Source organism: Buttiauxella sp. AC142 (assembly GCF_979253435.1).
The window spans coordinates 3,725,574-3,751,649 of the sequence record NZ_CEEDCH010000001.1; the positions used below are offsets into that span (position 1 = coordinate 3,725,574).

The 26,076-nt window shown below is 50.0% G+C and carries 25 protein-coding genes; 9 read left to right on the plus strand and 16 right to left on the minus strand.

Features of this window, described 5'->3' with window-relative positions:
- Positions 1–45: 45 nt before the first annotated feature.
- The 10 genes from epd to tkt all read right to left on the minus strand — a co-directional run bounded on the left by epd (position 46) and on the right by tkt (position 12,354).
- Positions 46–1,065, minus strand: coding sequence for an erythrose-4-phosphate dehydrogenase (gene epd, locus AC0IWZ_RS17260; protein ID WP_115627344.1), 1,020 nt, complete (start codon positions 1,063–1,065; stop codon positions 46–48).
- Positions 1,066–1,381: 316 nt separating this feature from the next.
- On the minus strand, positions 1,382–2,089 hold the full coding sequence (locus tag AC0IWZ_RS17265; RefSeq protein ID WP_471678832.1) for a nucleoside/nucleotide kinase family protein: 708 nt from the start codon (positions 2,087–2,089) through the stop codon (positions 1,382–1,384).
- Complete coding sequence (locus AC0IWZ_RS17270; RefSeq protein ID WP_064513662.1) at positions 2,086–2,595, minus strand: MltR family transcriptional regulator; 510 nt, start codon at positions 2,593–2,595, stop codon at positions 2,086–2,088. Before AC0IWZ_RS17270 ends, AC0IWZ_RS17265 begins: the two co-directional genes overlap by 4 nt.
- Positions 2,596–2,610: 15 nt before the next feature.
- Entirely contained in the window at positions 2,611–3,582 is a 972-nt protein-coding gene (glpX, locus tag AC0IWZ_RS17275) for a class II fructose-bisphosphatase (RefSeq protein ID WP_471678831.1), read from the minus strand.
- Positions 3,583–3,584: 2 nt separating this feature from the next.
- Positions 3,585–4,859, minus strand: coding sequence for a zinc-binding dehydrogenase (locus AC0IWZ_RS17280; protein ID WP_471678830.1), 1,275 nt, complete (start codon positions 4,857–4,859; stop codon positions 3,585–3,587).
- Positions 4,860–4,873: 14 nt separating this feature from the next.
- Positions 4,874–6,256 carry a PTS mannitol transporter subunit IIBC gene (locus AC0IWZ_RS17285; protein WP_471678829.1) on the minus strand — a complete coding sequence of 461 codons (1,383 nt, stop codon included), beginning with the start codon at positions 6,254–6,256 and terminating at the stop codon, positions 4,874–4,876.
- 22 nt (positions 6,257–6,278) lie between these two features.
- Positions 6,279–6,722 carry a PTS mannitol transporter subunit IIA gene (cmtB, locus tag AC0IWZ_RS17290; RefSeq protein ID WP_410373749.1) on the minus strand — a complete coding sequence of 148 codons (444 nt, stop codon included), beginning with the start codon at positions 6,720–6,722 and terminating at the stop codon, positions 6,279–6,281.
- A gap of 355 nt (positions 6,723–7,077) precedes the next feature.
- Complete coding sequence (locus AC0IWZ_RS17295; protein ID WP_471678828.1) at positions 7,078–9,081, minus strand: TonB-dependent receptor domain-containing protein; 2,004 nt, start codon at positions 9,079–9,081, stop codon at positions 7,078–7,080.
- Positions 9,082–9,173: 92 nt separating this feature from the next.
- A complete protein-coding gene (gene yncE / locus AC0IWZ_RS17300) occupies positions 9,174–10,244 on the minus strand; it encodes a 7-bladed beta-propeller protein YncE (protein ID WP_471678827.1) in 1,071 nt (356 codons plus the stop codon).
- 118 nt (positions 10,245–10,362) lie between these two features.
- Positions 10,363–12,354, minus strand: coding sequence for a transketolase (gene tkt, locus AC0IWZ_RS17305; RefSeq protein WP_034498368.1), 1,992 nt, complete (start codon positions 12,352–12,354; stop codon positions 10,363–10,365).
- 265 nt (positions 12,355–12,619) lie between these two features.
- On the opposite strand from tkt, the gene loiP reads away from it, so the two are divergent.
- Entirely contained in the window at positions 12,620–13,378 is a 759-nt protein-coding gene (loiP, locus tag AC0IWZ_RS17310) for a metalloprotease LoiP (protein WP_034498370.1), read from the plus strand.
- Positions 13,379–13,485: 107 nt separating this feature from the next.
- Here the strand turns inward: loiP and speB are convergent, their stop codons facing one another.
- The 4 genes from speB to AC0IWZ_RS17330 form a co-directional block, all read right to left on the minus strand.
- The gene (gene speB, locus AC0IWZ_RS17315) at positions 13,486–14,406 is read right to left on the minus strand and encodes an agmatinase (protein WP_034457777.1); all 921 of its coding nucleotides are present in this window, start codon (positions 14,404–14,406) and stop codon (positions 13,486–13,488) included.
- A 165-nt stretch (positions 14,407–14,571) separates the two neighbouring features.
- Entirely contained in the window at positions 14,572–16,548 is a 1,977-nt protein-coding gene (speA, locus tag AC0IWZ_RS17320; protein WP_471678826.1) for a biosynthetic arginine decarboxylase, read from the minus strand.
- On the minus strand, positions 16,541–16,687 hold the full coding sequence (gene yqgB, locus AC0IWZ_RS17325; protein ID WP_147295624.1) for an acid stress response protein YqgB: 147 nt from the start codon (positions 16,685–16,687) through the stop codon (positions 16,541–16,543). The genes speA and yqgB overlap by 8 nt, the downstream gene beginning before the upstream one ends.
- Positions 16,688–16,789: 102 nt before the next feature.
- Positions 16,790–16,960 carry a hypothetical protein gene (locus AC0IWZ_RS17330; RefSeq protein WP_425591311.1) on the minus strand — a complete coding sequence of 57 codons (171 nt, stop codon included), beginning with the start codon at positions 16,958–16,960 and terminating at the stop codon, positions 16,790–16,792.
- A 388-nt stretch (positions 16,961–17,348) separates the two neighbouring features.
- Here AC0IWZ_RS17330 and metK point away from each other — a divergent pair, with 388 nt between their 5' ends.
- The 8 genes from metK (at position 17,349) to ruvX (ending at position 24,498) form a co-directional block, all read left to right on the plus strand.
- Positions 17,349–18,503 carry a methionine adenosyltransferase gene (metK, locus tag AC0IWZ_RS17335; RefSeq protein WP_034498374.1) on the plus strand — a complete coding sequence of 385 codons (1,155 nt, stop codon included), beginning with the start codon at positions 17,349–17,351 and terminating at the stop codon, positions 18,501–18,503.
- Positions 18,504–18,908: 405 nt separating this feature from the next.
- Complete coding sequence (locus AC0IWZ_RS17340) at positions 18,909–20,303, plus strand: sugar porter family MFS transporter (protein WP_034498377.1); 1,395 nt, start codon at positions 18,909–18,911, stop codon at positions 20,301–20,303.
- Between the two features lie 71 nt (positions 20,304–20,374).
- Positions 20,375–20,890 carry a SprT family zinc-dependent metalloprotease gene (locus tag AC0IWZ_RS17345; protein WP_072011209.1) on the plus strand — a complete coding sequence of 172 codons (516 nt, stop codon included), beginning with the start codon at positions 20,375–20,377 and terminating at the stop codon, positions 20,888–20,890.
- A 92-nt stretch (positions 20,891–20,982) separates the two neighbouring features.
- Complete coding sequence (gene endA / locus AC0IWZ_RS17350) at positions 20,983–21,690, plus strand: deoxyribonuclease I (protein WP_471678825.1); 708 nt, start codon at positions 20,983–20,985, stop codon at positions 21,688–21,690.
- Between the two features lie 53 nt (positions 21,691–21,743).
- Positions 21,744–22,475, plus strand: coding sequence for a 16S rRNA (uracil(1498)-N(3))-methyltransferase (gene rsmE / locus AC0IWZ_RS17355; RefSeq protein WP_471678824.1), 732 nt, complete (start codon positions 21,744–21,746; stop codon positions 22,473–22,475).
- Between the two features lie 14 nt (positions 22,476–22,489).
- Entirely contained in the window at positions 22,490–23,437 is a 948-nt protein-coding gene (gene gshB / locus AC0IWZ_RS17360) for a glutathione synthase (RefSeq protein ID WP_410373742.1), read from the plus strand.
- Between the two features lie 78 nt (positions 23,438–23,515).
- The gene (locus tag AC0IWZ_RS17365) at positions 23,516–24,079 is read left to right on the plus strand and encodes a YqgE/AlgH family protein (RefSeq protein ID WP_034498384.1); all 564 of its coding nucleotides are present in this window, start codon (positions 23,516–23,518) and stop codon (positions 24,077–24,079) included.
- Positions 24,079–24,498 carry a Holliday junction resolvase RuvX gene (gene ruvX / locus AC0IWZ_RS17370; protein ID WP_410373741.1) on the plus strand — a complete coding sequence of 140 codons (420 nt, stop codon included), beginning with the start codon at positions 24,079–24,081 and terminating at the stop codon, positions 24,496–24,498. Before AC0IWZ_RS17365 ends, ruvX begins: the two co-directional genes overlap by 1 nt.
- Here the strand turns inward: ruvX and AC0IWZ_RS17375 are convergent.
- Positions 24,495–24,959 (minus strand): type II toxin-antitoxin system HicB family antitoxin, encoded by a 465-nt coding sequence (locus AC0IWZ_RS17375; RefSeq protein WP_410373740.1) that lies wholly within the window; start codon positions 24,957–24,959, stop codon positions 24,495–24,497. The genes ruvX and AC0IWZ_RS17375 overlap by 4 nt on opposite strands.
- A gap of 106 nt (positions 24,960–25,065) precedes the next feature.
- Positions 25,066–26,064, minus strand: a complete 999-nt coding sequence (locus tag AC0IWZ_RS17380) for a type IV pilus twitching motility protein PilT (RefSeq protein WP_471678823.1) — start codon at positions 26,062–26,064, stop codon at positions 25,066–25,068.
- Positions 26,065–26,076: the final 12 nt, after the last annotated feature.

The following is a 26,076-nucleotide window of genomic DNA, read 5'->3' on the forward strand; positions in this document are numbered from 1 at the left end:
AATCCTCTCGTTGATTCTTAAAGTTTTGCGGACGCTTTATGCGCCTTACCTGAAACCACTTGCGGCCATGACTAACGTCGTGTCGAGCATTCGGTTAGCAAAGCCCCATTCGTTATCACACCAGACTAGAGTTTTAATCAGATGTTGCCCACTGACCCGGGTTTGCGTGCCGTCAACAATGGCACTGTGCGGATCGTGGTTAAAATCAGTCGAGACCAACGGTAATTCCGTATAGTCAACTATACCATGAAATGAATCCCGTGCTGCTTTTTGCAGCAACTTGTTGACTTCATTGGCATTAACTGCATTTTTCACCGTCACGCTTAAATCGATAGCCGTGACGTTAATGGTCGGAACACGTACCGCAATTGCTTCAAAACAGTCGTCAAATTGCGGGAAAATACGTGTGATACCAGCAGCAAGACGCGTATCAACAGGAATAATAGACTGGCTGGCTGCACGGGTGCGGCGCAAGTCCGGGTGATAGGCGTCGATAACTTGTTGATCATGCATGGCAGAATGAATCGTGGTGACGGTTCCCCACTCAATACCCCAGGCGTCATCAAGCAATTTGATAATGGGAATGATGCAGTTTGTGGTGCAGGAAGCATTGGAAACAATGCGATGTTCAGCAACCACACTTTCATGATTCACACCGTAAACAACGGTGGCGTCGAGGTCGTTACCGCCTGGATGGGAGAAGAGGACTTTTTTGGCACCGGCTGCCAGATGCGCTTCACCGTCTGCACGGGAGCCAAACACACCGGTACAATCCAGCACCACATCTACACCCAGTTCACGCCACGGTAAATTTTCGATTTCCGGTTCGTGCAAAATACGGATGGTGTCATCACCGACCCATAACTGGCTGCGTTCCTGACGCACGTCCCAGGCGAAGCGACCATGGCTGGTGTCGTATTTCAACAGATGCGCCATACCCGCAGCATCAGCCAGTTCATTGATTGCCACGACGGTAATTTCCGCACGGCGCCCGGATTCGTACAATGCACGTACCACGTTGCGCCCAATGCGACCGAAGCCATTAATTGCTATGCGTACGGTCATATCTCTCCTGCCAGAATCCCTGAGACTAAGTGGCTGACAGAGTAATCCAGCTATCGCCTGAGGGGAATCCTCGCACTATCGAAACTGCAATTGTTTGCTCAATTGTCGAACATTCATTCGACTGAAACGCTTCAGCCATGTTAAGCGATAAGCGGAATAAATGGAACGTTACCCCAGTACAGGCAACCGATCTTCTGACACAGGTCACATTTTTGATGGAATAACTGCAACGGCAAATGCGTAAAGGACGAATAATAACCAGACGGGATCAAGCATGATGTAAAAGGCCGGGCCGTTTTAAAGACCCGTGCCCCTATCAGCTTCGATGATAGCCGCCCTGATCGTCCATACGTAACGGCATGTCCGCGGGCTGGCTGTTTTCCAGCACACGCAATACATTCGGCCCGTCAGTCGCCTGGAAAAAGGCTTCGGCTTGTTCCCGAGTCAAACCCCCACGCACTTTTCTGCCAATCAAACGCTCTGAGAGCATGTCAGGCGCAGCTGAAATAAAGACTGAGTAATCGCAAAGTTCGCGTAGAGCTTGCCATTCTGGCTGATTGAGCAGCAACCAGTTTCCTTCGACCACCACAATCGGCGCTGTTACCGTAATCGCGTTTTCCACCGGATCGTGCAAATTACGATCGTACTGCGGCCAGTGGCTTTCGGGCTTATGCAAATCGCGCAACGCATCCGTCAGCTTCTGCACATTAAAGGTCTGCGGCGCACCTTTATGCTGTTTGAGGTTGGATGCCTGTAGATAATCGTTGTAGTGGTGGAATCCGTCCATCGGCAACGCCTGAATGGCAGTCAATCCAGAATCTTGCGCGCTCAAATATTCCCAAAATGCCACCAGCGTCGATTTTCCGGTTCCCGGCGGGGCCGCTAAAAACACCACCAGTCTGCGGCTTAACCGCTTTTGTTTTTCGGCTAACTGTTCAAGCAACGGCTTATGCAACGCATCGACTTCTTCGTCGTTAAAACGGGCATGCGTCTCTAATCCATTTATTATCAATGTGACATTCACCAGACTAGCTCCTTCAATAATGAAGTCACCGCCAGAGATAACGCCGTTTTCACCAGATTCCCATAACGCACTTCGGAATAAATAGAGAAGTCCGAATACTTCATGCTTTTAATTGCATTAAACAGCGTGGCGTTTTGGGTAATTGAATTAAGGTTCGCAATGAAATCGTAAGTAACATCATCATGAAACTGTATGGTTTCTTTGCTGTGCTGCACGAAATCACAAAACTGGCTAAAACAGGTAATATCGGCATACAGCCATTTATCCATTTTCCCCAGGGCGTAAATCAAGCGCAGCGCAACGTCGATATCATCAAGCGGCCCGCTTCTGGCAAGCAAAGGCTTAACGGCGTACTCGACTATCTCTTCATCATTATCAACAAATAACGAAGGCAGAAATTGCCTGATTCCTGAAAGCAAAATATCGTGAGCGACACTCATAAACGAGGCCAGTGAATTTTGCGCTTCCAGCCGCTCAAGCACATCATCTTCGTTCAACGTGGTCATCAATAGCTCAGTACATTAAAGGTGATGTAGGGAGTCTATAATATTACAGGTGCGCTCTATACCATTAATCAAGAGCGTTTGTGTGCGCACTACCTCACCTTCTTCACGCACACCTTGCAGAATATCGCCTCCCGTCACACCGGTTGCGGAAAATAAAACTTCATCACTTTGAACGATTTCATTCAGGCTATAAATACGGTTCACTTCGACGCCCATTTCAGCGCAGCGGCGGTGTTCAGAATCTGCAATCTGGCGATTCGCGGGAGACTCCCCTTTCGCCTGGCAAAAATCTAATAGCTCGATCTGCATTTCGCCCCCCAGCGCTTTCACTGCGCAGGCTGAAATAACGCCTTCCGGCGCACCGCCAATGCTGTACATCACGTCGTACTGGTTTTCCATCAAACACGTCATCACGCTGGCGGCAACATCGCCATCTGGCAGGGCAATCACTTTCACCCCAAGTCTTGTGGCTACCGCTATCGCATCCTGATGGCGCGGTTTATCAAGCGTGACCATTCGCAACCGTTCGAGCGGTTTACCCAGGGCTTTGGCAATATTGCACAGGTTATCTTCAAGCGTTGCCGCCAGGTTGATCACTCCTTTCGCCTTTTTGCCGACGACCAGCTTCTTCATATACATATCCGGTGCATGAAGCAGTGAACCTGCTGGCGCGCAGGCCATCACTGCTAGCGCGTTGTTTTGCCCCATCGCGACCATGCGTGTGCCTTCGATAGGGTCAACCGCAATGTCGATTTTAGGAGACTGGCCGTTGCCTAGCATTTCGCCGATATAGAGCATGGGCGCATGGTCGATTTCCCCTTCACCAATGACGATTTTCCCCTGCATCTCGATTTGATTCAGGGCATCGCGCATGGCCTGTACCGCGACACCATCAATACGATTCTTGTCGCCGCAACCAATCAGGGGCCAGGCAGCCAGCGCGGCCTGTTCTGTGGTGCGAAAAAAAGGATAAGCCAACGTTTTCATGCTTAAGCCTCCATGCCGGTATCGACGCCAAAATGCGCTAATAAATGTTTTTCAGCGGCTTCGTTCCACACGCCGTGAGTTTCGCTTACCAGCTCAGCCAGGCAGCGGAATAACGGATCTGTTTCACCCAGGCGTGCGAAATCAGTGATTGCAGTCAGTGGCATAGTCACGCCGTTGTAAATCAGCTTTTTACCGCCTGGGATGTCCGGCAGGTTCAACACGGTTTCAGGCACCGCATCTAAACCGCCAACATGCGTGACCATAAATGAAGGCTGCAACCGACCGCTGGCGGCAAGTTCGATGGCTTCCAGCATGTCGTCCGTGGAGCCGCCTGAAGTCCCAACGATATGCGTGCTACCGTAATGAACATTGTAGAAGTTGAACGGCACTTTAAAGTTTTTGTCAGTTGGCCCGGCAAAGAAGTTCAGGCAGCCATCATCAGCCAGCAGATCGTCGCCAAGCTCGATAACCGCGGGCACGGCGGCGTAGACAAAGACATCGTCGAAACCTGCGCCCCCAGTCATGTCGCGCAATGCAGCAGCAGGGTCATCCAGATTTTTGCTGTTCACATATACCAGTTCAATGCCCTTTTTTGCCGCCAACTCTACCGGCAATAGTTTTTGCGCCTGCTCCAGTCGGGCTTCATCAATATCGACTACGACGACTTTAGCAGGTTTAATATTTCCGTTAATCGCATAATCAATTGCGCCAATACCCATCGGCCCGGCACAGGCTAATAATGCCAGGTTACCGCCGGGTTTAATTCCCATACGATGTTCGTAAACATATTGCGTGGTGTGGTAGTTAGCTTTATAGGCACCAATAATGCAGCACATCGGTTCAGCTAAAGAGGCGGCGGCAAAATAGGAACCGCTATAAGGTAAAACACAGCCCATATCAATCGCCAGCTTAGGAATAATCATATAGGTGGCATTACCACCGAAATATTCATAGCTGTATCCTGCCGAATACCCGCTTGGCAAACCCATTGCCGGTTGCAGAACGTAACGCTGACCTTTCTTATATTTATCCCGTAGATTATTCCCGACTTCAACAATCACGCCAGCGCATTCATGCCCGGTAATAACCGGATGATTAATTAAATCATCCGGCACACGTTTGTGATCGCTTGCCAGTAACGCGGCTTTCCATGTTGATAAACAAACGCTGTCAGAAATAACACTCACTAATAATTCATCATCGGTAATCGCGGGTAATTCGAACTCACGGATACGCACATCCCGCTTACCATAAATGGCTGCAACTTTAGTTTTCATAAGAATCCTTATTATTAAGCCTTAGCGGTTAATTCAATAAATAACGCGTCAAGTTTAGGGTCGCCGATATAGTTATTAATCAGGATCAGCGGTTTGTTGGTTACCAGTTTTACGCGCCCTTCAAGACTTGCGTGAGTGACAATAATTTCTGCATTCTCAGGAACGTTTTCGATCGCGTAATGTTTCACTTCTGTTTCCATGCCATGCTTTTGCAGGCGCTTACGGAAGGTTGTCGCCCCCATAGCACTTGACCCCATTCCTGCGTCACAGACGAAAGCGACCAGTTTCACAGGTTTGGCACTCCACGCGCCTTCCTGTTTCATCGCCTTCATGGCGCTGGCTGTCTCATCAAAGTTGTCTTCTTTCTCGACTTCTTTGCTGCGGTCCATTTTCAGGATCAGCGAGGTGATAACAAATGACACGACAGTTGCAACGGTGACCCCAGCGATTGTGGCGAAGAAGGCTCCGCGCGGTGTCAGTGCCAGATAAGCAAAGATAGAACCCGGACTCGGCCCCGCGACCAGGCCACCACCCAGAAGGTTAAAGGTGTAGATCCCGGACATACCGCCTGCAATCATGGCAATCAGCGTCAATGGTTTCATCAACACATACGGGAAATAGAGTTCGTGAATGCCGCCGAGGAAGTGAATAATCATGGCGCCCGGTGCAGATTTTTTTGCCATTCCTTTGCCAAACACAGCAAATCCAAGCAGCAAGCCGAGTCCTGGTCCCGGGTTCGACGCCACCATAAAGAAGATAGATTTCCCGGTGTCCGACGCTTGTTGCATTCCTAACGGATAGTACACACCCTGATCGATAGCGTTATTCAGAAACAGAATTTTTGCCGGTTCATTAATCAATGATAAAAGCGGCAAATATCCCGTACTCACCAACGCTTCAATACATTCCTTCACGAAATTATTAGCCACCAGAACCGCCGGGCCGATAATTTCGAAAGCAAACAAGCACAACAACATCCCGGCAATACCCAATGAGAAGTTATTGATAACCATCTCAAAACCAGGTGGGATGCGCTTTTCCAGTTTGGTGTCGATGAATTTGATAATCCAACCGCCCAGCGGCCCCATGATCATCGCGCCAATAAACATCGGAATATCCGCGCCAACAATCACACCGATGGTGCCAATTCCGCCCATAACAGCGCCACGTTTGCCTCCCACTAAATGGCCGCCGGTTGAACCAATCATCACCGGAAGCAAATAGGTAATCATCGGGCCAACTATTTTGGCGAAATGCTCATTAGGCATCCAACCGGTTGGAATAAATAACGCAGTAATAAAACCCCACGCAATAAAAGCACCAATATTGGGGATAACCATAGCTGTAAGAAATCCGCCGAAAGCCTGGACTTTGGCACGAGCCGATTTATTTTTCATATTTATCCTGACGAGAGAATGATTACTCTTGAGTGATAATATCCATGAGTTGCTGTGCGGTATTCGCGTTTAGCAAAGCTTCAATTTTTTCTTCTTCGCAAAACATTTCACTTAATGCCTGAATCGCACCTATATGCTCATCAGAATCAGCTGCCGACAATCCTATTAGTAATTTTACGGGCTCTTTACTTTCGCCAAAATCCACACTGTTTTTTAATAGCGTGAGTGATAAACCCGTTTTTATTGCGCCACACTCCGGTCGGGCATGAGGCATTGCAACAAGCGGTGCCAGAATATAATACGGCCCCGTTTCTTCGGTGGTGGATTTTATTGCATCGATGTAAGAAGAGGTGACATATCCTTTCTGCAATAGTGCTTCCATTGAATAATCTATTGCCTGCTGCCAATCATTGGCAGAGTTTTTTATGGATATGGCAGCATCAGGGAAATAATCTATTAACCGCATACTGACTTCCTCGTTGTAGGGTGTTTTTATTTTCAATTAAAGTATGACGGTGGGAGAAATAAATCAAATGAGTGCTGGGATGGCGAGGATTTTTACGCGGAAATGATTTACTGAATTAATTCAAGTAATTAGATGAAAAGATTTCAATTAATTGATGTTGTCAATACGTATAATTTGATCTGATTCACATATGTATAACTCGAATTAATACAATATTTGTAATTGAGATCACATTAAAGGGCTTGATTGGGTTTGTTTTTGAGATATTACGCAGTGGGTTAAATCTGACAACCTCAAAAGAAAACAGCCAGTCGGTGGTATCGCCGACTGGCTGTTTTTAGTTAACGACCTTCAATTAAAACTCAATACGCGCCCCAAGATTATAGCGGCGACCTTCCACCAGGCCGTAATCACCCCATGGGCTGATACGCTGTGGATCAACATCAAACAGGTTGTAGACGCCCGCCATCAACTGAGTGTGTTTGTTCAACTGATAACGCGCTCCGAGATCAACCATCGTCCAGGCTTCGTAATCAATATGATCGCCCGTATCACGGTTGCTACTGCGGAAATTCGCTTTGCTCCAAAAATCCAACGCCTCAGTGGCCGACCAGGTCAGCGACACGTTTGCCATATGGCGCGGGTAATCATTGAGCGCGTAGCCTTTATTTACGCCTGTTTTCTGCTCGCTGTGGTTATAGGTGTAGTTGGCATTAGCTTTTACCGTTTCAGTCATCTGCCAGTCAGCATTCAACTCCAGTCCGTAGACATCCGCTTTGCCCACGTTGAAATACTTGCTGATGGAATCGGCCTGATAACCGTTCATCTGGCATTGATTCGTCGCCGTCGTTTCGCAAATTGTTTCTTCAGAGATTTTGTCTTTGAATTGGGTGTAGAAAATGGTGCCGTCTAACGCCAGTTTTTCTCCAGCCCAATACAGACCTAATTCGGAGTTAACGCTTTTCTCTGGTTTCAGGTCATCGTTACCCACGGTCAAATAAGGATATGGCGGCAATGAACCGCGTGGCGTCACGAAATTAGCAGACGTTTCGCGCAGCTCAGGTTTTTTATAGCCCGCCGATACGCCGCCTTTCAGCGCCCACGCATCGGTTATTGCCCAGTTACCGTAGAGTTTTGGCGTGATATGAGTGCCGAAATAATTATCGCGATCCAGACGCGCGGATGTGGTGAGCGTGAAGTCCCCAATATGCCAGCCGTCTTCAGCGAACAAAGCCCAACCATCACGGCTGATTTTTGTCACCGGCTCTACTCCCGGCGCTTCTTTACTCGAAACCGCAAACTGGTCGTTGAGTTCTTCACGCGTAAAGTTAGCCCCAACGGTGAGTTTGTGATTATCGAACGAGAAAGTGGTCTGGCTATTCGCAACATAGTTTTCGGTTTCGATGTACTGCGGTGCATCGCCGTCCAGATTGTATTTAGAGCGTCCCTTCTCATAGTTGAGGTAGTTACTCGTCGCGATCGTATCATCGGCATACCAACCGCTATGGCTGAGCGTGACCGCATCGCGATCAAAGGTCCACATCCAAGGCGCTTCATCACGATTTTTTTTCTGTTTACCCGTCACCACATTCAGGTCAAAAAGGTTGGTTTCGTTTGCCGCAAGACCGACGGTCATATCGAGAGATTTACGATCGTTTTTGCTGAAATAGTTATTCCGTTCGTCATCGCGGCGGTTTAACCAGTCGGCCGCGACGCTCACACCTAGCACGTCGGGCACAATTGGCCCCATGGCGAACAAATTCATTTGGTTGGTATTACCGAATGAGCTGTCTTCCTGGATGAAGGTATTGGCCGCCAGAGCCCCCGTCCAGTCTTGTAAACCATAAGGTTTTTTGGTGATAACGTTAACCACACCGCCAATCGCATCGGATCCATAAAGTGATGACATTGGCCCACGAATCACTTCGATGCGTTCGATAGCTTCCATCGGGGGCAAGAAGTTAACTTCAGAGCCGAGATCCTGGCCATACGGGCGCGCTTCACCGGTGTTTTGTTTCACACTGTTGACCATAAACGCGGTGTAACTTGAGTCCATACCGCGCATCATAATACTGCCGGATGACATATCGCTTGAACCTGAACCGACATTCACGCCGGGCAAATCCTGAATAGCCTCGGCGACATTACGGTTAGGCTTTTCATCAAGCTGTTTACGGTCAACAACTGAAATAGTCGCGGGGGCTTCTTTTTTCTGTTGAGAAAAACCCGATGCCGTCACGACCATTTGATCTTCAGACTCACTGAGCGTTGCGTTACTTTCTTCTGCGAGTGCCGGAAGCATTGTGCCTCCAGCGAGAACTACTATTCCTGCCAATGCCAAACGTTTATTGTTTCTCATTTTTTAATTACCTGAGATATTGAAAAATTGAAAATAGACTGCTGGCCCTGTGAATTCTCACCACAGGGCTGTATTGTTCTTTGTTATTAAAATTATATTTTGTTGAGATCGACTTTAATTATATAGTCCGGCTGCTTGCCCATCTCTTTTTCGCCTTGTTTCACACTGGCATACAGCGTGTTTCCATCCGCTGAAAGCGCAAGGCTATTGGGAAGCGCCGTTGTTGAAATGCTGGCTTTTACTTTATAGGTTTTGCTATCAACGATGCTGATCAGTTGTGCATTACGATGGGTAATGTAAATTTCATTACGTGCTGCGTTGTACATCACAGCGAGAGAGTTGATAACATCGATCTGATGAATGATTTTTCCATCTTTAAGCGAAACTACCAGTACATTCGGTAAATCTGGATCGGTAATAAAGGCACGTTCTTTATTCTCATCCACAGCAATATTTAAGAAGAAATGCTTTTTATGCGATTCGACTTGAGTGCGGGAAAGTATTTTATTATCGCTGGCATCAAGTGTAATTAACTCTCCGCTGCCGTTAACCGCATAAACTCTTCCCTTTTCTTCATCAATTGCCAACCCAGTTGGATATTCCCCCATATTTTCAATGGTGGTAATATGATGCTGTTTTTGTGTATCGATAACCCAAATAATTCCTTTTTGAGTCACACCCGATACATATAAACGCTGGCGTTTTTTATCAAGCACCATTTCGCGGGTGTGAATAATCTCTTTGGGATTGCTCAGGTCACTCAGTTGTACGGTCTTAATCTCTTTGCCGCTGCGGGTATCTATCAGCGTCACAGAGCCTTCGAGGGTGTTGCCAATATACAGAATGTGGTTTTCAGCATCGAGCACCGTAGCGAATGCGCGTCGCTCAGTGGTGATTTTTCCAGAGGCCTTAAGCGTATCCGGGTTAAGTTTGTAGATCAGACCATCAGTCTTATCTTTATCAAATGAAGGCGCAGAGGCGGCAAACAGAACGTTTTGAGAGGCGTCATATGCCAGCTCATACACACCATTTCCCATAGGGACGGTAAGAAAATCCTTTTCAGGTAGTGGTTTAGCGCTCACGCTCAGGGAGTTCATTAATAGTGCGACGGTTAAAGCAATGAAGCCCGATTTCTGGTATCCGTACAAAGTATGTCGATTCATTTACTTAGATTCACATTTATTTACGAATGTGAATGATAATAATTTTCAATTGCATTATCAACAACAGATAAAAAAAAGACCAGCAATCAACGTTTGCTGGCCTTAGTAGTATTACGTTTTACAGAACGGCTTTAGCCTGTTTCACAACGTTTTCAACAGTGAAGCCAAACTCTTCGAACAGCTGCTCAGCTGGAGCAGACTCACCGAAGGTGGTCATGCCCACTACCGCACCGTTCAGGCCAACGTATTTGTACCAGTAGTCAGCGATGCTGGCTTCGATAGCAACACGTGCAGCAACGGCTTTCGGCAGCACCGCTTCGCGGTAAGCTGGATCCTGCTTGTCGAACGCATCAGTAGACGGCATGGAAACCACACGCGCTTTGATGCCTTCAGCAGTCAGTTGATCCCATGCAGCCACAGCCAGTTCAACTTCAGAACCAGTTGCGATCAGAATCAGCTCAGGCGTGCCTGCGCAATCTTTCAGAACGTATGCGCCACGGGCAACGTCAGCCAGCTGCTGTTCAGTACGATCCTGCTGTGCCAGGTTCTGACGGGAGAAGATCAGCGCGGTCGGGCCGTCATGACGTTCTACAGCGTATTTCCACGCCACCGCAGATTCAACCTGGTCACATGGGCGCCATGTGCTCATGTTTGGCGTCACACGCAGGGCAGCAAGCTGCTCAACCGGCTGGTGAGTTGGGCCATCTTCGCCCAGACCGATTGAGTCGTGGGTGTAGACCATCACCTGGCGTTGCTTCATCAGCGCTGCCATACGCACCGCGTTACGGGCATATTCAACAAACATCAGGAAGGTAGAGGTGTACGGCAGGAAACCACCGTGCAGCGCGATACCGTTCGCAATCGCGGTCATACCGAATTCACGTACACCGTAATGGATGTAGTTACCGGCCAGATCTTCGTTGATGGCTTTAGAACCAGACCAGATAGTCAGGTTAGACGGTGCCAGGTCAGCAGAGCCGCCGAGGAATTCTGGCAGCAGATGGCCGAATGCTTCGATGGTGTTCTGAGATGCTTTACGGCTGGCAATTTTCGCCGGGTTAGCTTGCAGGTTCTTGATGAACTCCTGCGCTTTAGCAGCAAACTCAGCAGGCATGTCGCCTTTCATACGGCGGGTGAATTCAGCCGCTTCCTGTGGGAAGGCTTTAGCGTATGCCGCGAATTTCTCGTTCCATGCCGCTTCTTTCGCCTGGCCTGCTTCACGCGCGTCCCACTGAGCATAAATGTCAGACGGGATTTCGAATGGCGCGTGTTTCCAGCCCAGAGCTTCACGGGTCAGTGCGATTTCTGCGTCACCCAGCGGTGCACCGTGGGAATCGTGCGTACCGGCTTTGTTCGGAGAACCGAAACCGATGATGGTTTTGCACATCAGCAGTGAAGGTTTGTCGGTAACCGCTTTGGCTTCTTCAACAGCGCGTTTGATAGCGTCTGCATCATGGCCATCAACGCCGCGCACTACGTGCCAGCCGTAGGCTTCAAAGCGTTTCGCAGTATCGTCTGTGAACCAGCCTTCAACGTGGCCGTCGATGGAGATACCGTTGTCATCATAGAAGGCAACCAGTTTACCCAGACCCAGCGTACCCGCCAGCGAGCAAACTTCGTGGGAAATACCTTCCATCATGCAGCCATCACCCATAAAGGTGTAGGTGAAGTGGTCAACGATGTCATGACCAGGACGGTTGAACTGTGCTGCCATGGTACGTTCTGCAATTGCCATACCGACTGCGTTCGCAACACCCTGACCCAGCGGGCCAGTCGTGGTTTCAACACCAGCGGTGTAGCCCACTTCCGGGTGGCCCGGAGTTTTGGAATGCAGCTGACGGAAGTTTTTCAGCTCTTCGATTGGCAGGTCATAACCTGTGAGGTGCAACAGGCTGTAAATTAGCATTGAACCATGACCGTTAGACAGCACAAAACGGTCGCGGTCAGCCCACGCTGGGTTCTGCGGGTTATGGTTCAGGAAATCGCGCCACAGGACTTCGGCAATGTCGGCCATACCCATAGGGGCGCCCGGGTGACCGGATTTGGCTTTTTGTACTGCGTCCATGCTGAGTGCACGAATAGCATTGGCAAGCTCTTTACGAGAGGACATTTTGACTCCAGATCGGATGGTTGAAGGTCAGGCCTTGACTACTATACGTTATGGGCTACGCCCAAAAAATTGCCATCAATGTACCGCAAGCCGTGTGTCATGTACATGGAGCATCCTTTTGTCCGGTTAAGAAATCTCTGGAAGCTGCTCGCATGTTGCGCAAGTTGCTGCGCGAGTTTGGCTAACTTCTTTATACTGAAGCGACTAGCCAACGGTTTGTGGCTGAATGACCTCTGAGCAGTTATCACTAATAAAGGATATTGGCATGAAATTGCGCCCAATTTTACTGAGCCTGAGCGTTGCTGCCCTATTGAGCGGCTGCCAGAATATGGACTCTAACGGCCTGCTGGCTTCCGGTGCAGAAGCCTTTCAGGCGTACACATTAAGTGATGCGCAAGTTAAAGAGCTGAGTGACAAATCCTGTGCTGAACTCGACAGCAAAGCGAGCATCGCGCCCGCGAGCAGCGAGTATGCGCAACGCCTGAGCAAAATATCCGCCGCCCTGGGCGATAACATCAATGGCATGCCGGTGAACTATAAGGTTTATGTCACCAAAGACGTGAACGCCTTCGCGATGGCAAACGGCTGTATCCGCGTTTACAGCGGCCTGATGGATATGATGAACGATAACGAAGTCGAAGCGGTTATCGGCCACGAAATGGGCCACGTCGCGCTCGGTCATGTGAAGAAAGGGATGCAGGTCGCTCTGGGGACCAACGCAGCGCGTGTTGCAGCGGCCTCTGCGGGCGGCGTGATTGGCAGTTTGTCGCAGTCACAACTCGGCGATTTGGGCGAGAAACTGGTGAATGCGCAGTTCTCCCAGCGCCAGGAATCTGAAGCTGATGACTATTCATATGATTTGTTGAGAAAGCGCGGGATTAACCCAATCGGCCTGGCGACCAGTTTTGAGAAGCTGGCTAAAGAGGAAGAAGGCCGCCAAAGCTCAATGCTTGACGACCACCCTGCTTCCGCCGAACGTGCGCAACATATTCGCGACCGTATGGCTGCGGATGGATTGAAGTAAAATTACCCCTCATCCCGACCTTCTCCCCCAGGAGACGGAGAAAACCGTACAATCCCCTCTCCTTTGGGAGAGGGTTAGGGTGAGGGGGCAACACTCAATAAAGGCGATTATTCGCCTTTCTTCGCCGCCTGGATATACAACATCTCTAAAGCAAGTGTTGCTCCAGCCAAAGCAGTGATTTCGGACTGATCATACGCCGGAGACACTTCCACAACGTCCATGCCGACGATGTTCAAATCTTTCAAACCACGGACCAGTTTCAGTGCGCGGTCGGTCGTCAAACCACCGATAACCGGCGTACCGGTACCTGGCGCGAAAGCCGGGTCGATACAGTCGATATCAAAGGTCAGATAAACCGGCATATCGCCAACAATCTGCTTAACCTGTGCCAGCACGTCGTCAACAGTGCGGTCGTTAACCTGGCCTGCATCCAGCACGGTGAAACCGTTGTCTTTATCAAACTCGGTACGAATACCAATCTGCACAGAATGGTTTGGGTCAATCAAACCTTCTTTAGGTGCGGTGTAGAACATGGTGCCGTGGTCGAACTCGCAGCCATTTGCGTAGGTATCGGTGTGAGCATCGAAATGTACCAGCGCCATTTTACCGAAGTGCTTCGCATGGGCGCGCAACAGCGGCAGAGTCACGAAGTGGTCGCCACCGAAAGAGAGCATACGCTTACCCGCAGCCAGCAGTTTTTCTGCATGAGCTTGCAGACGTTCGCTCATGTCACGCGCATCACCGAAGGCGTAAACCAGGTCGCCGCAGTCAACAACGTTCAAACGTTCGCGCACGTCGAAGTTCCACGGGAAGCGGTTGCCTTCCCATGCCAGATTGGTAGACACCTGACGGATTGCCGCAGGGCCATGACGACCACCTGCACGGCCAGATGTTGCCGCATCAAAAGGAACGCCAGTGATAACCCAATCGGCATCGCTGTCGTATGGCATGAAATTCAGCGGAAAACGTAAAAAACCGAAGGCATTGGATACCAGGGAATTGTCGTACTGATGGCCTAAGGTGCTCATGGTTTGACCTCACGATGATGGTAATTATTAGCAAAAAAAAGTCCCCTCCGCGTCGTTAAACCCGACGAGGAAGGGACTGTATTCATTCAGACTGCTTGTTGGCGCGGATTATCGCCGAATGCAGCATTATTTGTACACTAATTACTCTAAATAAAGACGAGTAATTTACTCGTCTTCTAAATAAGTATAGCCATACAAACCCGCCTCGAACTCTTCGAGGAACTGCTGCTGTAAACCAGCATCCAGATCGGTCTGTTTCACCTGATCGCGGAAGTGCTTGAGCAGGGTTTTTGGATCAAGCTGAACGTATTCCAGCATGTCCGCAACGGTATCGCCTTCGTCAGACAACTCCACTTCTACGCTGCCGTCAGGGAAGACGAAAACGTCAACCGCTTCGGTATCGCCAAACAGGTTGTGCATATTGCCAAGGATTTCCTGGTATGCACCAACCATAAAGAAGCCCAGCAGCGGCGGGTTTTCCGCATCATATTCTGGCATCGGCATGGTGGTCGCAATACCGTCGCCGTCGATGTAGTGATCGATAGCACCGTCGGAATCACAGGTAATATCCAGCAGCACCGCACGGCGCTCAGGGATCTGATTCAACCCTTCAAGCGGCAGCACCGGGAACAACTGATCGATACCCCACGCATCCGGCATTGACTGGAACAGCGAGAAGTTGACGTAAATCTTATCCGCCATACGTTCTTGCAGTTCGTCGATGATCGGACGGTGCGCACGGTTGCTTGGATCAAGCAGGCGCTGAATTTCGTGGCACATGCTCAGGTAAAGCTGCTCAGCCCAGGCACGCTCTTGCAGCGAGAAACTGCCAGATGCATAACCGGTATGGATGTCGTGCAAGTCAATCTGGCTATCGTGCAGCCATTCACGCAGCGAGCGACGGTTGTTCGGCTCATGCATTTCGCCCCAGGTTTCCCACATGCTTTGCAGCGCACGGGAAGCATCTGCAGCCGGAGCCGTTGGCGTGGTGTATTCGTTGCGCTCAACACCGATGATGTTGGACACCAGCACGGTGTGGTGCGCGGTTACCGCACGGCCGGACTCGGTGATCACCGTTGGGTGTGGCAGGCCGTGTTCTTCACACGCATCACCAATCGCCCAGATAATATTGTTTGCGTATTCGTTCAGGCCATAGTTGACCGAACAATCTGACTGCGAACGCGTGCCTTCATAGTCCACGCCCAGACCGCCGCCAACATCGAAGCATTCGATGTTAACGCCCATCTTGTGCAGCTCAACGTAGAAACGCGCTGATTCACGCACGCCGGTGGCGATATCGCGAATGTTCGCCATTTGCGAACCGAGGTGGAAGTGCAGCAATTGCAGGCTGTCGATACGACCGGCTTCACGCAGCATATCAACCAGTTGTAGAACCTGTGTGGCTGCCAGGCCAAATTTCGATTTCTCGCCGCCAGAGGACTGCCATTTGCCAGAACCTTGCGATGCCAGACGCGCACGCACGCCAAGGCGCGGTACTACATTCAGGCGCTCAGCTTCTTCCAGCACAATGCGAATTTCAGACATCTTCTCGATGACCAGATAAACCTTGTGGCCCATCTTCTCGCCGATCAACGCCAGGCGGATGTATTCACGGTCTTTATAGCCATTACACACAATGACTGAACGCGTCATGCCCGCATGCGCCAGTACAGCCATCAGCTCTGCTTTGGAACCCGCTTCCAGGCCCAGCGGCTCACCGGAATGAATCAGCGATTCAATCACACGACGGTGCTGGTTTACCTTGATTGGGTAAACGAGGAAATAGTTGCCGTTATAACCATAGGATTCACGAGCACGTTTGAACGCAGCATTAATAGAACGCAGGCGGTGCTGCAAAATCTGCGGGAAGCAGAACAGTGCAGGCAAACGTTGCCCCTGTGCTTCACGGGCTTTTACGAGTTCAGCAAGATCAACACGCGCTTCCGGGACATCAGGGTCCGGGCAAACGGTGATATGACCGAGTTCATTGACGTCGTAATAGTTATTGCCCCACCAGGCAATATTGTAAGTACGCAGCATTTTGCTGGCTTCCTGGGAGCTCATGGCAACCTCCTGCATGGAGCGGTGTACATCCTGCTCGCCCACTGACGAACCCGAAACAGAAGAGATTTTGTCAGACATGGCGAACCTCAAATTTAAACGAATGTGCAAAACAGTTGACTACTATCGCAGGGGTATCCCGCAATAACAACCCATTAACAGCGCGTAGAAGCAGCATAAGACGCTGACAGACTAACTGTGCGACCGGTTTCTTTTTCATATCATTGTAAAACACGTAACCGAGCTTCGTAGAACGAGTCGGCGAAACCACGAGAATACTCTTATCGATGACAAGAGAGCCCTTGTTCAGAATCTCGCGGGTTTAAAAACCGGCCCGAGAATCCTGAGAAGCGCCGAGATGGGTATAACATCGGCAGGAATGAATACACGAAATGCAGTTTATGAGGGGCATATGTACGACCTGAGTGGCCGCCAGAGTTTGCGAATTACAACGGTTCATTAATCGAGTCACCTCCACGCATACCAGAAGCATGCGACAAGCCAAAGCTAAGAAATTTGCTCAACCCGGCTGGAAGTGGGCAACACAAAAATGTGTGCTTGTTGAATGAGCCGCGCGCGCCGCTTTATACCGACAACAGCCGGAAATTGCAAAACAAAAATCCCTGGTTTGCTGCGGGTGTCAGTAAAATTTGCCACTTAAGATTATCCGCACAAACTTGCGAGCGTAAAAATCACTGGTAATCTGATTAATGGATAACCTAGAATAGCCGTCCAGATGTTAATCCATCTATACCGATTAACTGTTAGACTGCCTGAAATGAAACCTGTGGTATAAGCTCGATTAACCAGTACATCGCACTGGGGTGAGCACCAATTAGCAGCAGTCTGCACTAACCTAATTCTCTTAGGGTGAATAAAACATGGCCAAACACCTCTTTACGTCCGAGTCTGTATCAGAAGGGCATCCCGATAAAATCGCTGACCAAATCTCCGATGCGGTCCTTGATGCGATCCTGGAGCAGGATCCAAAAGCACGCGTAGCTTGCGAGACTTACGTTAAAACCGGCATGGTTCTGGTTGGCGGTGAAATCACCACCAGCGCCTGGGTTGATATCGAAGAGATCACTCGTCAAACGATTCGTGAAATCGGCTACGTGCATTCTGATATGGGCTTTGATGCAAACTCTTGCGCAGTGCTGAGTGCTATCGGCAAACAATCCCCGGATATCAACCAGGGCGTTGACCGTACCGATCCACTGGAGCAAGGTGCTGGCGACCAGGGTCTGATGTTTGGTTATGCAACCAACGAAACAGAAGTGCTGATGCCAGCGCCAATCACTTACGCACACCGTCTGGTTCAACGCCAGGCAGAAGTTCGTAAGAATGGTTCACTGCCATGGCTGCGTCCGGATGCAAAAAGCCAAATCACGTTCCAGTACGACGACGGTAAAATCGTCGGTATTGATGCCGTGGTTCTGTCTACCCAGCACTCCGAAGATGTTCAGCTGAAAACGCTGCAAGAAGCGGTGATGGAAGAGATCATCAAGCCAGTTCTGCCAGCAGAATGGTTGAATGCGTCTACCAAATATCACATCAACCCAACAGGCCGTTTTGTTATCGGTGGCCCAATGGGTGACTGTGGTCTGACCGGTCGTAAAATTATCGTTGATACCTACGGCGGCATGGCTCGTCACGGTGGCGGCGCATTCTCCGGTAAAGATCCGTCTAAAGTTGACCGTTCTGCAGCGTATGCGGCACGTTATGTGGCGAAAAACATCGTTGCTGCTGGCCTTGCTGACCGCTGTGAAATCCAGGTTTCTTACGCCATCGGCGTGGCAGAACCGACTTCTATCATGGTTGAAACCTTCGGTACTGAGAAAATCTCTACCGAGCAACTGACCCTGCTGGTACGTGAGTTCTTCGACCTGCGTCCATACGGCCTGATTCAGATGCTGGATTTGCTGCACCCAATCTACAAAGAAACCGCGGCATACGGTCACTTTGGTCGTGAACATTTCCCTTGGGAAAAAACCGACAAAGCCGAATTGCTGCGTGATGCTGCTGGCCTGAAATAAAACCCGCCAGTTCATCATCAAACTTTAAAGGCCAGCGCTTAGCTGGCCTTTTTGTTTTTTACTCCCTGCACTCCTTAAATTCCTTTCCCGCAAAATCTCTCGTAACAAACAACACCTAGTGGAAACGGTTACACAGGCGTTAACAAGGCATTAATTAAGACAGTTCTGCATGACAACATTTTGTTGCTGCGCTAGTTACAAAACATTTCAGAATAGTCTTGCATGGAAAATTTCGGTTTTATTTTCTACACTCAATTCACTGTTTTGATTAAATAAATTACACATACAGTTCTTGACACTAGTGTAACCGATTACACTAACGTGAGTTGAATCACACAATTTCACGTCGCGTTAACCTAACCTTAATAGCGAGATATCCCGCAAATTATTCAACTGGAGAGCACTATGCCTGAAATAAAAAAACAAGGGCGCTCGAACAAAAGCATGACCTTTTTTGTCTGTTTTCTCGCAGCCCTGGCCGGTTTGTTATTTGGCCTTGATATTGGCGTGATTGCCGGTGCATTACCGTTTATCGCAAAAGACTTCCAGATAACTGCGCACCAGCAAGAGTGGGTCGTGAGTTCGATGATGTTTGGCGCTGCTGTCGGTGCCGTTGGCAGCGGTTGGCTCTCCTTCCGCATCGGGCGTAAATACAGCCTGATGATTGGTGCCGTGCTGTTCGTTGCGGGTTCTCTGTGTTCTGCTTTCGCGCCAAACACTGAGATCCTGATTCTCTCCCGCGTATTACTCGGCCTGGCAGTCGGTGTTGCGTCTTACACTGCGCCGCTTTACCTATCAGAAATTGCGCCAGAAAAAATCCGTGGCAGCATGATCTCGATGTACCAGCTGATGATTACCATCGGTATCCTCGGCGCTTACCTTTCTGATACAGCCTTCAGCTACAGCGGCTCATGGCGCTGGATGCTGGGCGTCATTACTATTCCAGCCCTGATTCTTCTGGTTGGTGTTTTCTTCCTGCCAGACAGCCCGCGCTGGTTCGCCGCTAAACGCCGTTTCCACGATGCCGAGCGCGTCCTGTTGCGTCTGCGTGATACCAGTGCCGAAGCAAAACGTGAACTTGAAGAAATTCGTGAAAGCCTGAAAGTAAAACAAAGCGGCTGGTCCCTGTTTAAAGACAACAGCAACTTCCGTCGCGCGGTGTTCCTCGGCATTCTGCTTCAGGTGATGCAACAATTCACCGGCATGAACGTCATCATGTACTACGCACCGAAAATCTTCGAAATTGCGGGCTTCACCAACACCACTCAGCAAATGTGGGGCACGGTTATCGTTGGGCTGATCAACGTGCTGGCGACCTTTATTGCTATCGGCCTGGTTGACCGTTGGGGCCGTAAACCAACGCTGGTTCTGGGCTTCATGGTGATGGCAGTTGGCATGGGGATTCTTGGCACAATGCTGCACGTGGGTATTCACTCCCAGGGCGCGCAATACTTTGCAATCGCCATGCTGCTGATGTTTATCGTTGGTTTTGCGATGAGCGCCGGTCCGCTGATTTGGGTGCTGTGCTCTGAAATCCAGCCGCTCAAAGGCCGCGATTTTGGTATCACTTGCTCCACCGCAACCAACTGGATTGCCAACATGATTGTGGGTGCAACCTTCCTGACCATGTTGAACACGCTGGGCAACGCGAATACCTTCTGGGTCTACGCCGCACTCAATCTGTTCTTCATCGTTCTCACACTGTGGCTGATTCCAGAAACCAAACACGTTTCCCTGGAACACATCGAGCGTAACCTGATGAAAGGTCGTCGCTTACGTGAGATTGGTGCTCAAAACTAAGCTTACCCCGCCCCTTTCCTGCATGGAGAGGGGCTTGCACCCTGCCCTTCCTCGCACTATTCTTGCCGGTTATGAAATCCCCGAGACTCCCAATCGCCATCCAACAGGCCGTTATGCGTTGCCTGCGGGAAAAGCTTCAGCAGGCAAATCTGCACTTAGCCCGTAACTACCCGGAACCGAAGCTGGTTTATCAGCAGCGCGGCACGGCTGCGGGTACTGCGTGGATGGACAGCTACGAAATCCGCCTCAACCCCGTATTGTTGATGGAAAACCAGCAAACCTTTATTGATGAAGTCGTACCGCACGAACTGGCTCATTTGTTGGTGTGGAAACACTTTGGCCGCGTCGCACCCCACGGCAAAGAGTGGAAGTGGATGATGGAAACGGTTCTGGGTGTGCCTGCCCGCCGGACACATAAGTTTGAAGTGCAATCCGTACGTAAAAATACCTTCCCCTATCGCTGCCGCTGCCAGCTCCATCAACTCACCGTCCGTCGCCATAATCGAGTGATGCGAGGCGAGGCAGAATACCGCTGCGTGCAATGCGGTGACCTGTTAAAAGCCGACGCTACAACTTCCTGTAATTAAAAGTATTAGCCGAATAATTTCCTGATTTAGCTTATTGAAACTGGATAAATCATCAGGTACGTTGCGAGCACGTTTTAGTAAGGATTCTGGAAATGTCTCGCAAAATTTCTTTGGCTGTTGCTGTTGTTGCAGCCTTCTGTACCTTTTCCGCTTTCAGCGCTGGTATCAATAATTTCTCTCAGGCCAAAGCTGCAGGCGTCAAAGTCAACGCCGATGCGCCAGGCGATTTCTATTGCGGATGCAAAATTAGCTGGGAAGGTAAAAAAGGGGTTCCTGACCTTGAGTCCTGCGGTTACAAAGTCCGTAAAAACGAAAATCGTGCGACACGCATCGAATGGGAACATGTTGTCCCTGCCTGGCAATTCGGCCACCAGCGCCAGTGCTGGCAAGATGGCGGACGTAAAAACTGCGCCAAAGATCCGGAATATCGCAAAATGGAAAGCGATATGCACAACCTGCAACCGGCTGTTGGGGAAGTGAATGCCGACCGTAATAACTTCATGTACAGCCAGTGGAATGGGGGTGAAGGTCAGTACGGGCAATGCGCCATGAAAGTCGATTTCAAAGATAAAATCGCCGAACCACCCGCCCGCGCCCGTGGTGCCATCGCCCGCACTTACTTCTATATGCGTGACCAATATCAGCTGAATCTTTCCCGCCAGCAAACCCAGTTATTTGAAGCCTGGAATAAACAATATCCGGTGACAGCCTGGGAATGTGAACGCGATGAACGTATTGCCAAAGTTCAGGGTAATCATAACCCTTATGTGCTGCGGGCTTGCCAGGCACAAAACAGCTAACCTACACTAGCGGGAATTGTTATCACTGTTCCCGCTTTTGGATATTAAAAACCATGCGTATACCCCGCATTCATCACCCTGAACTTCTCTCTGTCGGCCAGGACGTAGCACTTTGCGAAGATGCTGCCAACCATGTAGGCCGCGTCCTGCGCATGAGTGCCGGTCACGCGTTGCAATTATTCGATGGCAGTAATCAGACTTTTGAAGCTGAAATCGTGCAGGCAGATAAAAAAAGTGTGCGGGTGAAAGTCCTGAGCGCAAGCCTTGATAACCGTGAATCCCCTCTGCACTTACATCTTGGCCAGGTGATGTCGCGCGGCGAGAAGATGGAGTTCACCATTCAGAAAGCGGTGGAACTCGGAGTGAATGTGATTACACCTTTGTTTTCTGAACGCTGTGGCGTAAAACTGGATGCCGAGCGCCTGAATAAGAAGCTCGGACAATGGCAGAAAATTGCCATTGCGGCCTGCGAACAATGTGGCCGTAATAGCGTGCCAGAAGTTCGCCCGGCGATGGATCTGGAAAAGTGGTGTACCGAAGAAGATGACAGCCTGAAGCTGAATCTGCATCCTCGAGCCAGCGCCAGCATCAACACGTTGCCACAACCTGTAGAGCGCGTGCGCCTGTTGATTGGCCCGGAAGGCGGTTTAACGGCTGATGAAATTGCCATGACCGCACGTCATCAGTTTACTGATATTCTGTTGGGACCTCGCGTTCTGCGTACTGAGACTACCGCGCTCACCGCCATTACCGCGCTGCAAGTGCGCTTTGGCGATCTGGGCTAAAACGGAGAAAAACAATGATTAAGCTCGGCATCGTGATGGACCCCATCGCAAACATTAACATCAAGAAAGACTCAAGTTTTGCCATGCTGCTGGAAGCCCAGCGCCGTGGTTACGAACTGCATTACATGGAAATGGCCGATCTGTATTTGATCAACGGTGAAGCACACGCACGCACCCGCCTGGTCACGGTCGAGCAGAACTACGACAAATGGTACGAATTTGGCAGCGAGCAAGACATTCAGCTTGCCGATCTCGACGTCGTGTTGATGCGTAAAGATCCTCCGTTTGATACCGAATTTATTTACGCGACCTATATTCTTGAACGCGCCGAAGAACAAGGCACGTTGATCGTTAATAAGCCGCAGAGCCTGCGCGACTGTAACGAAAAACTGTTCACCGCCTGGTTTGCAGATTTAACTCCGGAAACGTTGGTCACGCGCAACAAAACGCAGCTTAAAGCGTTCTGGCAAAAACACGGCGACATCATCCTCAAGCCGTTAGATGGCATGGGTGGCGCTTCAATTTTCCGTGTTAAAGAAGGCGACCCTAACATTGGCGTTATCGCGGAAACGCTGACTGAACTGGGCAACCGCTACTGCATGGCGCAGAACTATCTGCCTGCGATTGTCGATGGTGACAAGCGCGTTCTGGTGGTGGATGGCGAACCTGTTCCGTATTGCCTGGCACGTATCCCACAAGGTGGCGAAACACGCGGTAATCTTGCCGCCGGTGGTCGCGGCGAACCGCGTCCGTTAACCGAAAGCGACTGGGAAATTGCCCGCCGCGTGGGTCCAACGCTAAAAGCTAAAGGGCTGATTTTCGTTGGCCTTGATATCATCGGCGATCGCCTGACTGAGATTAACGTCACCAGCCCAACGTGCATTCGTGAAATCGAAGCCGAATTCCCGGTTTCTATTACTGGCATGTTGTTCGATGCAATCGAGACACGTCTGGCAAAATAGTCCTGTGAGCGGGCTTAGCCCGCTCAGTAGTGATAAACTGACTGCTCGCTTTTTCAACCGGAACCAGAACCTCTGACAATGAATTTACAGCATCACTTTCTAATTGCCATGCCGGCGCTCCAGGACCCATTGTTTAAGCGTGCTGTCGTTTATATTTGCGAATACAACGAAGACGGCGCGATGGGAATAATCATTAATAAACCCCTCGAAAACCTCCAGGTTGACGGCGTTCTGGAAAAGCTGAAAATCGCACCAGAACCGCGTGACCCAGCCATTCGCCTTGATAAGCCCGTTTTTATTGGCGGCCCTTTGGCAGAAGACCGTGGCTTCATATTGCATTCGCCGCCAGACTGTTTTGCTTCCAGCATCCGTATATCTGATGAAACCGTGATCACCACTTCCCGCGATGTACTCGAAACCATCGGTACTGCGCAGCAACCCGCAGATGTCATTGTCGCGCTCGGTTACTCATCATGGGAAAAAGGGCAACTCGAACAAGAAATCCTGGATAACGACTGGCTGACAGCCCCCGCAGACGCATCCATTTTGTTCCATACGCCAATTTCAGAGCGTTGGCGCGAAGCGGCTAAATTAATCGGCATTGATATTCACAATATGCCAAGTGAAGCAGGACATGCTTAATGAGTAGCGGAACTTTATTAGCCTTTGATTTCGGTACTAAAAGCATCGGTGTTGCAGTGGGTCAGCGTATTACTGGCACCGCTCGCCCGCTCACAGCCATCAAAGCCCAGGACGGCACGCCAGACTGGAACGTGATCGAAAAAATCCTTAAAGAGTGGCAGCCGGATGAAGTCATTGTTGGCCTGCCGCTGAATATGGATGGCACCGAACAACCGCTCACCGCCCGCGCCCGGAAGTTTGCAAACCGCCTGCATGGCCGTTTTGGCGTTAAAGTCGCTTTGCAAGATGAACGCCTGAGCACCGTTGAAGCACGTGCCGGGCTGTTCGAACACGGTGGTTTCCGCGCGCTGAACAAAGGCAGCATTGACTCAGCCTCAGCGGTTATCATTCTTGAAAGCTGGTTTGACTATAATCCTTAGTCTTTTTTGCTGTCAGGCGTACCTGAGGACTCTTCAATCAGTTCATGCCTGGCTGCAACGGCCAGAAAATGGCTGCGATCCCGGTAACCCGAGGATGGCTGTTTTACGCGGTTATCAATACGCATAAGTAACGTATCCGGCAGCGTAATGTTGATCCTATGTTGTTTTCCTTCCAGAGCCGACAAATCCACATCCACCAGCAGCCACTGATTACAGTACACATATTCTGGATTTGCGGCATAAACAAATGGCCCGGCATCTTTAAGCTGGGTGATATCGACCCCGCGCTTGACCATTTCATCCGCAATTAACAATATGGCTTCTTTGACCATACCCGCGATTTCATCCTGGTTATCTGCCGCTGACACACAGCCGAAATCATCATTGCATAACGCCGGTACAACCAGACCGAACGCATCGTTCTCGTTTGCAGGCATCTCCACGCCAACTGAAAAAAACATAGGTAATCTCCGTGAATTGGGAATCAAATTCCCGCGTTAGTTCATCGCTTTCTCCTGACAAGAAAACAATACACACGAATACACACAGAAGCAATAATTTTAACCATCACTTTTCTTCCCCGTCAGCAATACGACCTTCTACACGCAGCATTGCCTCGCTGTGCGCGAAACTGCACATCCCATGTTGCTGCCCAGTTTGTATCTGGCCCGGTAGTTGATGCGTTTTCCCTTCACGGATAAGACTCGCCACAGCAGGCGTATTCACCAACAGCTCGTACACCGCAACCCTTCCCCCACGTCTGTCGGGCAATAATTTTTGTGCCAGCACCGCTTTTAAACTGCCCGCCAACTGGCTGCGTACCATGCTTTTTTCTTCCGCAGGAAAGACATCCACCAGACGCTCTACAGCTTGCGCAGCACCTCGGGTGTGGAGTGTTGCTAAAACTAAATGCCCTGTTTCGGCGGCTGTCAGCGCAAGACGTATGGTTTCGCTGTCACGCAATTCTCCCAGCAAAATGAAATCAGGATCTTCACGCAATGCCGCGCGCAAACCCGCTGCAAACGAATGACAATGCAACCCTGGTTCGCGCTGTTGAATCAAACAACGTTGTGAGTGATGGATAAATTCAATGGGATCTTCAAGGGTGAGAATATGTCCGTCTTTCTGAAGGTTGAGAAAATCGACCATGGCTGCAAGCGTGGTCGATTTCCCGCTCCCCGTTGCACCCGTCACCAGAATCAGTCCGTCGGGGGAATCGAGTAATTCAGGAATCAATGGCGGAACATTTAGCGCTTCCAGTTTTGGGGTTTGCGAAACCAGCAATCTTAAGGCAAGCGAATAACCCTGAAGCTGGCGAAAGGCATTAGCACGCAGCCGTGTGCCGTCTTTTAACGACACGGAAAAGTCCAGTTGCCCGGCTTCTTCAAGCTGTTCTCTTTGCGCGGGTGTGAGCCAAATATCCAACAACGTTTGCGGATCGGGTGCAATTTCTGGCAGAGGTTCAAGCCGCCCTTGCCTGCGCCAGCGAGCAGGAAGCTGCGTACACAGGTGTAGATCAGAGACATTATGCTTTACACTAAGGGCCACAATTTCTTCGATATCCATATCACTTTCCAA